The 8,419-nt window shown below is 69.3% G+C and carries 8 protein-coding genes and 1 pseudogene; 5 read left to right on the top strand and 4 right to left on the bottom strand.

Features of this window, described 5'->3' with window-relative positions; translation table 11 throughout:
• The first annotated feature begins 52 nt into the window (after positions 1–52).
• Entirely contained in the window at positions 53–1,063 is a 1,011-nt protein-coding gene (locus tag AB0M62_RS23615; protein ID WP_366076267.1) for a polyprenyl synthetase family protein, read from the top strand.
• Here the strand turns inward: AB0M62_RS23615 and AB0M62_RS23620 are convergent.
• On the bottom strand, positions 981–1,232 hold the full coding sequence (locus AB0M62_RS23620) for a zf-HC2 domain-containing protein (protein WP_366076268.1): 252 nt from the start codon (positions 1,230–1,232) through the stop codon (positions 981–983). The genes AB0M62_RS23615 and AB0M62_RS23620 overlap by 83 nt on opposite strands.
• A 271-nt stretch (positions 1,233–1,503) precedes the next feature.
• On the opposite strand from AB0M62_RS23620, the gene AB0M62_RS23625 reads away from it, so the two are divergent.
• A complete protein-coding gene (locus AB0M62_RS23625; RefSeq protein WP_366076269.1) occupies positions 1,504–2,469 on the top strand; it encodes a CHRD domain-containing protein in 966 nt (321 codons plus the stop codon).
• A gap of 190 nt (positions 2,470–2,659) precedes the next feature.
• Entirely contained in the window at positions 2,660–3,913 is a 1,254-nt protein-coding gene (locus AB0M62_RS23630; protein ID WP_366076270.1) for a DUF2092 domain-containing protein, read from the top strand.
• Between the two features lie 106 nt (positions 3,914–4,019).
• Here AB0M62_RS23630 and AB0M62_RS23635 read toward each other — a convergent pair whose 3' ends face one another.
• Both AB0M62_RS23635 and AB0M62_RS23640 read right to left on the bottom strand, forming a co-directional pair.
• The gene (locus AB0M62_RS23635; RefSeq protein WP_366076271.1) at positions 4,020–5,327 is read right to left on the bottom strand and encodes a M28 family peptidase; all 1,308 of its coding nucleotides are present in this window, start codon (positions 5,325–5,327) and stop codon (positions 4,020–4,022) included.
• 272 nt (positions 5,328–5,599) lie between these two features.
• Positions 5,600–6,049, bottom strand: coding sequence for a VOC family protein (locus tag AB0M62_RS23640; RefSeq protein ID WP_366076272.1), 450 nt, complete (start codon positions 6,047–6,049; stop codon positions 5,600–5,602).
• A 22-nt stretch (positions 6,050–6,071) separates the two neighbouring features.
• Here AB0M62_RS23640 and AB0M62_RS23645 point away from each other — a divergent pair, with 22 nt between their 5' ends.
• Together AB0M62_RS23645 and AB0M62_RS23650 are read left to right on the top strand one after the other, a co-directional pair.
• Entirely contained in the window at positions 6,072–6,683 is a 612-nt protein-coding gene (locus AB0M62_RS23645; protein WP_366076273.1) for a CGNR zinc finger domain-containing protein, read from the top strand.
• 179 nt (positions 6,684–6,862) lie between these two features.
• A pseudogene (locus tag AB0M62_RS23650) lies at positions 6,863–7,249 on the top strand (MFS transporter); the annotation flags it as partial.
• Here AB0M62_RS23650 and rarD read toward each other — a convergent pair.
• On the bottom strand, positions 7,166–8,146 hold the full coding sequence (gene rarD / locus AB0M62_RS23655) for an EamA family transporter RarD (protein WP_366076274.1): 981 nt from the start codon (positions 8,144–8,146) through the stop codon (positions 7,166–7,168). The pseudogene AB0M62_RS23650 and the gene rarD sit on opposite strands and share 84 nt — an antisense overlap.
• Positions 8,147–8,419 lie beyond the last annotated feature (273 nt).

An 8,419-nucleotide genomic window follows, 5' to 3' on the forward strand; every position in this document is an offset into this window, starting at 1 on the left:
GCAGCGACACATCGACAATCCGTGTGATCGTCAGCAGACAGGAGTACCCCTCGTGACCGTCGTCGGGCCGTTCGGACTGAGCGTGCGGGACCAGGCTCTTGAGACCGATGTCCAGGCCGGTCTGGCCGCTGTCGAGGAGGGGCTGCTCGATGCCTGCAAGAGTGAGGTCCCGTTCATCACGGAGGCCGCGCAGCATCTCGTCCGCGCAGGCGGCAAGCGGTTCCGGCCGCTGCTGGTGATGCTCGCGTCCCAGTTCGGAGACCCCTACGCGCCCGGCATCGTGCCGTCCGCCGTCGTCGTCGAGCTGACGCACCTCGCCACCCTTTACCACGACGACGTGATGGACGAGGCGGACGTGCGCCGCGGGGTGGACAGCGCCAACGCCCGCTGGGGCAACTCGGTCGCGGTCCTCACCGGAGACTTTCTCTTCGCCCGGGCCTCCCACATCCTTGCCGACCTCGGGCCGGAGGCCGTACGCGTCCAGGCAGAGGCGTTCGAACGCCTGGTCACCGGCCAGATCCTGGAGACGGCCGGCCCGCGCGAGGGCTGTGACCCCGTCGAGCACTACCTCGATGTGATCTCCGGCAAAACGGGCTCGCTGATCGCCGTGTCCGGGCGCTTCGGCGCGATGATGTCCGGCGCGGACGAGTCCGTCGTCAACATCCTCACCCAGTACGGGGAGCGGCTCGGCACCGCCTTCCAGCTCGCCGACGACGTACTCGACATCGCGTCCGACTCCCACGAGTCGGGCAAGACCCCGGGCACCGACCTGCGCGAGGGCATCCCCACGCTGCCGGTCCTGCACCTGCGGGCGCGGGCCGCCGCGCAGGGCGACCCGGCCGACCTGGAACTCGTCGAGCTGCTGGACGGCGACCTCGCTGACGACGCTCTCCTCGCCGAGGTGCTGCGCCGGCTGCGGACCCATCCCGCTCTGGAACAGGCCCGCCGCGACACCATCCGGTACGCGGAGGAGGCGCGGGCTACTTTGGCGCCGCTTCCCGAGTGCTTTGCGAAGTCGGCGCTCGAGGAGCTTTGCGACGCGGTGGTCCACCGGGCGGGCTGATCGCCGGACCCAGCGCGGCGAGCATCTGCTCGACGGGGGACAGTCCCGTGGCGAGCTCCTCGCAGAGGTCGCAGCCGGCGAGGTGGGCGGGGAACCAGGCGAGGTCCTCGTCGTCCAGAACGCCCAGGATGTAGGCGCCGACATACACATGCGGGTTGTCGGGAGTCACGTGTCACTCACCTCCCAGGGATATGAGAGAGGGATCCGTCGCGGCCGCTGCTCGCGACGGATCCCTCTCGCTTGTGCGGGCTTCTCATGGGGGATTCGGTAGCCCGCTGCTTCCTGCCGACAAGTACGGCGGAGGGGGTCTTGCCGTTCAGTCCGCAGATTGTGACTCAGGTCACAGCGTTGCGTTGAGTACCTCCTTGGATGCGTTCCGTACTCATGCCCAGAAGCTAACGCACTGGGCGTTGGCGGCAGGTACGGGGAGAAACCACATCATGAGCGGCATCGCGAACCCTCGGCGTAAGGCTCTTGCCATCGGGACCACCGCTGTCGCGGCGGCAGCCGGCGTCACACTCGCCGTCCTGCCCGCCTTCGCGCACAGCGGCGGGCCGGCGACCGGCGGATCGGGCGTCGCCCTGTTCGCCGCGAGCCTGAACGGTGCCAACGAGGTGCCGGTGAAGGGCGGCCCGGCCGCCGGGGACAAGGACGGCGCGGCCTTGGAGTTCATCCAGGTCAAGGGCGACCAGGTGTCCTTCGCGGTCAAGTGGCGTGGTACGGACCGGCCGACGGCCCTCCACATCCACCAGGGCGCCAAGGGCAGCAACGGCGGCGTAAAGATCGACTTCACGGGCAAGCTCGGCAAGCTCGGCAAGCACGGGAAGGGCGGGTGGCGAACGGCCACCGGCACTGTGCAGGTCGAGAACACGGCCTTGCTCGACGCCTTCAAGGCCCGGCCGACCGGCTTCTACGCCAATCTGCACACCGCCGAGTTCCCGGGCGGCGCCGTCCGCGGCCAGTTCCACGGGGTGACCGACCCGTTCGACTTCGCGGACGCGCTCGACAACTTTCAAGCGTCTGTCGTCCAGGGCAAGCAGATCTACGAGTGCAAGAAGGGCGAGGACGGCAAGTTCGCCTTCCTCCAGCGCGACGTACGGGCCGTGCTCGGCGGCCACATCGCCCACTCCTTCGTGGCTCCGAACTCCGGCACGCCGCAGTGGAGCGCCCCCGACCGCAGCGCCGTCACCGGCAAGCTGATCGCCAGGACCCCGAACGGCGAGGGGAACATCCCGGAGCTGGACATCCAGGCCACCCAGTCCGGCAAGAAGCGCGGGCTGTTCGCGGACACCACCGAGATCCTGCGGCTGAACACGGTCGGCGGCGTCGCCCCGGCCGGTACCTGCAAAGCCGGCGCCGTCACGGCGGTCCCGTACCAGGCCGACTACGTCTTCATCCAGAGCTGACTGCAGCGCCGACTCCGGCGTCGATCCCCTACGGGGTGTCAGGTACGCGCAGCTTCCCCTACTGGACGGGGGAGGCGGCGCCGCCTTTTGTCATCCCAGAGCAGTACGCGTAGTTGATCCCGGGGTCTGACGCCACGGCCCGGCCGATTTGGTCAGATAGTAAGCACCGACCACGGAGGTAGGGCACACCATGGCACCGAACAGTCCCACTACAAGCACCGACGAGGGTACGAGGCCCGTGGCGGGCCGCCGCAAGGCAGCACGCTACGCCGTCCCGGTCGCGGTGGCAGGGGTGGCGGCGGCGACCATCGGGCTCGTCCCGGCGCTTGCTGCTTCCGACAGCGACCCCGACCTGCCGAAGATCTCGGCACAACAACTCATCGAGAAGATCGCCGCATCGGAGACCGAGCAGCTCTCCGGCACGGTGAAGATCAAGACTGATCTCGGCTTCCCCTCCCTGGGTGGCCTGGCCTCCGGCCTGGGCGCTTCCGACGACGCCTCCGGCTCGTCCGCGGCGCCCGAAGAGAAGCTGATGGAGCTCGCCTCCGGCACCCACACGCTGCGCGTGGCCGCCGACGGCCCGGACCGGCAGAAGATCACCGTCCTGGGAGACGGCTCCGAGTACAGCCTCATTCACAACGGCGACGACGTCTGGGGATACGACAGCAAGTCCATGGAGGCGTTCCACGCGAAGGCCCCTGCCGGCGAGCACGGCAAGAAGGGCGAGCGGGGCACGCACGACGAGAAGCTCCCGGAGGGGGTGCCCAGCTCGCCGAAGGCGCTGGCCGAAGAGGCGCTCAAGGCCGTCGACGAGACCACGTCGGTGACCGTCGGCGGTACGGCGCAGGTCGCCGGCCGGGACGCCTACCAGCTGGTCATCAAGCCCAAGCAGGCCGGCTCGACGATCGATTCGATCAAGGTCGCGGTGGACGCGGAGAACGGCGTCCCTCTCAAGTTCACGCTCACGCCGAGCGGGGGCGGCAAGGCCGCGATCGACGCGGGCTTCACCAAGGTCGACTTCGGCAAGCCGTCCGCGGAGACGTTCGCGTTCAGCCCGCCCAAGGGTGTGAAGGTGACCGAGGCGGACGAGTCGGCCGCCGAGCGGGAGAAGGGCGCGAAGGACCTCGAGAGGCTCGGGGAGTTCGGCGGCTTCGGCGGCTTCGAGGACTTCGAGGGCATGAACGTCATCGGCGGGGGCTGGACCGCGATCGCCGAGATCAGCTCCCCGGGCGGCGAGGGTGTCCCGTCAGGGAAGGGCGGCGACGTTCCGCCGGAGGCCGGGGCGTTCCTGGACTCGCTGGGTGACAAGGTGACGGGCAAGTTCGGCTCCGGCACCGTGTTCTCCACCCGCCTGGTCAACGCTCTGATGACGGACGACGGCAAGGTCTACGTCGGTGCGGTCACGAAGGACGCGCTGGTGAAGGCCGCGAACGAGGCGAAGTAGCAGGACGCGACCGACCCCGCCGCCCCGGTACCGACGGGCGGCGGGGCGACGGGGCGGCGGACTCAAGCGGCCGGAACCGGGCTGCTTCGGTGTTTCCGGCGGAATATCAGAAGGTGAGCTTCCAGCTGTCGATCTTGCCGGTGTCCTGTGCCGCCACGTCCTGGACGCGCAGCTTCCAGTCGCCGTTCGCGGCCTCGGCGGACGCGTTCACCGTGTAGGTGGCGATCACGTTGTCCGCGGAGTCGTTCGAGCTGGAGGACTTCAGCCGGTACGCGGTCCCGTCCGGGGCGAGCAGGTCCACGACCAGGTCGCCGCGCCAGGTGTGCTTGATGTCCACCCCGGCCTTGAGGGTGGCGGGCGCGTTGCCCGTCCGCCCCGAGACCGTGACGGTGGAGGTCACCGCGGCGCCGTTGTCCGGGATCGCGACATCGGCCGTGTTCTCGTAGACGTCACCGGGCGGTACGGGCGTCTCGGTGCCCAGCGTCCAGATGGCGTGGGCGATCGCGTCGCTGTTGCGGTCGAGCGCGGTGTCGTTGATGTTCGTCGTGGTGTCGCAGGACGAGTGGTAGCAGCGGTCGAAGGCCTGACCGGAGGTGCCGCCCCACTTCTGCGCCTGGGCGGCGGTCTTCGTACGACTGGCGCCGGTGAAGAGGCCGCCGACCGGTATGCCGACGTTCTTGAACGACGCGTGGTCCGAGCGGCCGTCGCCCTCGGTCTCGATCTCGGTGGGGACGCCGACGCCGGCGAAGTAGTCCTTGAAGGTCTTCTCGATGGCCGGGTCGTCGTCGTAGACGAAGTACCCGGGGTTGGGAGAGCCGATCATGTCGAAGTTCAGGTACCCGGAAAACTTCGAACGCTCCGTGGCCGACAGCTGGTTGACGTAGTACTTGGAGCCGACGAGCCCCAGTTCCTCCGCGCCCCACCAGCCGAACCGCAGGTGCTTGGTCGGCTGGAGCTGTGCGCGCGAGACGGCCAGCGCGGTCTCGAGCACGGCGGCCGAGCCCGACCCGTTGTCGTTGATGCCGGCGCCGGAGGACACCGAGTCGAGGTGGGCGCCCGCCATCAGGACCGAGTTGGGGTCACCGCCGGGCCAGTCCGCTATCAGGTTGTAGCCGGTGGCGCCGCTCGAGGTGAACGTCTGGAGCGACGTGGTGAACCCGGCGGCGTCCAGCTTGGCCTTCACGTAGTCGATGGAGGCCTTGTAGCCGGCCCGACCGTGGGCGCGGTTGCCGCCGTTGCTGGTGGCTATGGTCTGGAGCTGGGTGAGGTGGGCCTTGACGTTGGCGATCGGTATGTCGGGCGCGGCAACGGCGGCCGCGGGTCCGGCTGTTGCCGCGGGGGCGCCGGAGGCGAGCAGACCCGCGACTGCGAGTGCGGCGGCTGCGGTCATGCGTCTGGAGACGGAGAGAGTCATGTGGGGGCTCCGAATTCCGTACGGGGACAGGACGGAACGTGCGAGACGCCCTGCGACGGCGGTGTCACAGGGCGTTGGAGCTGTGCTAACTGCTGAAACTGCTCACGCTGTTGGTGCGGCAGTGCGTGCCTGATGTTCAGCGAGAGTCTGACTCTCCGTCAAGAGCGGAAACCGGTCATCGATGTTCGGATTGCGAACCAGGGCGTACTTTCCGGATCGGCTGGCAAGATCCGGAAAGTACGCCCTGGGCGCGTTCGGGGGCCAGGCCCGGCTCACTCCACGCAGAACTCGTTCCCCTCGGGGTCGGCCATCGTCGTCCATTCCCCCATGGGCTCCTCCGCCTTGTAGAGAACGGTCGCCCCCAGTTCTGTCAGACGTGCGACCTCCGCGTCCCGGCGCTCCTCTCCGACGTGCAGGTCGAGGTGGAGCCGGTTCTTGGTCGTCTTCCCCTCCGGTACGCGCTGGAACAGCAGTCGGCGCCCGAGGCCCGATCCGCTGTCCTCCTCGTACGAGTCGTCCGGATGCCGGACGGCGGCGAAATCGCGCCAGGCGGCGCGGCCGTGCGACTCCACTGTCGATCCCTCGGGCACCGCGTCGTACTGGCGGAGACGCTCGATAAGAGCGCTGTTGTCCTCGACCTCGTAGCCCAGGGCCGCGGCCCAGAAGTCGGCCTGCGCGTGCGGGTCGGATGCGTCGATCACGAGTTTCCAGTGCAGAGTCATGCTAACCAGTTATAGTGGTTACATGAGCGACGCCGCAACGGGACTGACCCTTCGCACCCCGGAAGGGCGTCCCTATCTCTTCGACCCCGGTGCGCTGAGCCTTGAGTTGCTGCCCACCGGAGGCCCGGGGGCTCTGGCGCGCTACGAGGTGCTGCACGACCCCGCCGACATGGTGCGATGGGCCGGGGAAAGCAGGCTGCCGAACGGCCTGGACCCGGTCGTGGACGCCGAGGAGGTCGCCGCGGCCCGCGCCCTCCGGGACGCCATACGGCAGCTCGCCGGCGACCGCGCGCACGGCCGGCCGCTGTGTCCCTCCAGCCTGGCGGTCGTCAACGCGGCCGCCGCTCAGGAACCGCCCGCGCCCCGGATCGCACCGGACGGCACCCGCGACTGGGTCCCCGGAGCCACCGGCACCCAACTTCTGTCGGCCGTCGCACGGGACGCGGTGGACCTGATCACCGGCCCGTACGCCCACCGCATCCGCGAATGCGGCTCGCACGACTGCTCGCTGCTGTTCGTCGACACCTCGCGCCCCGGCCGCCGCCGCTGGTGCGCGATGGAGCGCTGCGGCAATCGCAACAAGGTCCGGGCGCACCGGGCACGGCAGTACGAAGGAGAGGAAGGAGAGAGCTGATGCCCACAGGACTCACCCGGGACGCCGGCTGGGAGATCGGCGTCTCGAAGACACTGCCCCGTCCACCTGCCGAGGTGTGGGACTTCATCGCGAGCCCGGCGGGCGTCGCACTCGGCTGGGTGAGGGTGCGCGGCTCTCGCCGGAGAAGGGCGCCGCGTACGAGACCGCAGCGGGCGTACGTCACCGGAACCGCGTTCGCGCTGGCGTACGATCCGCTCACCATCGCCGCGACCGACGGGGTCGCGGAGCGGGAGCAGGGTCTCGCGGGCGGGCTGCTGGCCACCGCGACCCAGTTCGGCTCCGCGGTCGGCATCTCCGCGGTGACGGCGGTGTACGGTCTGGCCGCGGCGGGCGGTGACGGCTCCGCGCAGTCCACGCTGGAGGCGTTCCGCGCCGCACTGACCGTGCCGGTGGCAATGGTGGTGCTGGGTGCACTGATCACGTCCTTCGGCCTCCGCACCCGCAGGGAACGGCCGACGGAATCAGGAAGCGGGGGTGCGCTCGGCGCGGAGGGTGCGCTCCGCCTGCGAGGTGCTCACGAGGGGAGCCTCGAGAGGCAGCCGTAGCGCGTCCGCCCGGGTGCGGTGGGCGGTGCGCAGCGCGTCCCAGGTCAGGATGGCCAGAGCCGCCCACACCAGGGAGAATCCCGCCCACTTCTCCGGAGGCATGGCCTCGTGGAAGTACACGATGCCCAGCAGGAACTGGAAGACCGGAGCCAGGTACTGGAGCAGGCCCAGGGTGGACAGCGGGACGCGGATCGCCGCCGCGCCGAAGCAGACCAGGGGGATGGCGGTGACCAGGCCCGTCGCGGCCAGGAGCGCGGCGTGGCCCAGTCCGGAGGGACCGAACGTGGCGGAGCCGGTGGAGCCCAGCCACAGCAGATAGCCCAGTGCGGGGAGGAACTGGACCGCGGTCTCTGCGGCCAGGGATTCGAGCCCGCCGATGTTGATCTTCTTCTTCACGAAGCCGTACGTGGCGAACGAGAACGCCAGGATGAGGGAGATCCACGGCGGCCGGCCGTAGCCGATGCCCAGGACCAGCACGGCGAGGAAGCCGATGGAGACGGCGGCCCACTGCGCCCTGCGCAGCCGCTCCTTCAGCAGCAGGACGCCCATCGCGATGGTGACCAGTGGATTGATGAAGTACCCGAGGGACGCCTCGACCACCTGCCCGTTGTTCACGGCCCAGATGTAGACGCCCCAGTTGACGGTGATGACGGCCGCGGCGATCGTGACCAGCCCCAGCTTCCGGGGCTGCCGGACCAGCTCCACGATCCAGGCCCAACGACGCAGCGCCAGCAGGGCGATGCCGACAACGGCGAGGGACCACACCATGCGGTGGGCGAGTATCTCGATCGCCCCGGAGGGCTTCAGCAGAGGCCAGAAGAGGGGGACGAGGCCCCACATCCCGTACGCGCCGAAGCCGTACAGCAGTCCCGCCCGCTGCTCGCCGGTCCCCTTCACGGGCCCTCCTGTCCTGCCTGCCCTGCTGTACGCCAATTCCATGAAGGTAACGCCGGGAGGGCCAGATGTCATACCCGTATCGCCATACGGTCATGACAGGTCGACGCGCGGGACATACGACGAGGCCCGGACCTCCTGGGAAGTCCGGGCCTCGGGAGAGCGGTGGATCGTCAGCCGATGACGGTCCAGGTGTCGTTTCCGGTCAGGAGGGCGGCCAGGTCGCCTTTGCCGTTTTGTTCGATGGCGGTGTCGAGTTGGTCGGCCATCCGGGTG

Source organism: Streptomyces sp. NPDC051219 (genome assembly GCF_040682335.1).
Taxonomy (GTDB): Bacteria; Actinomycetota; Actinomycetes; order Streptomycetales; family Streptomycetaceae; genus Streptomyces.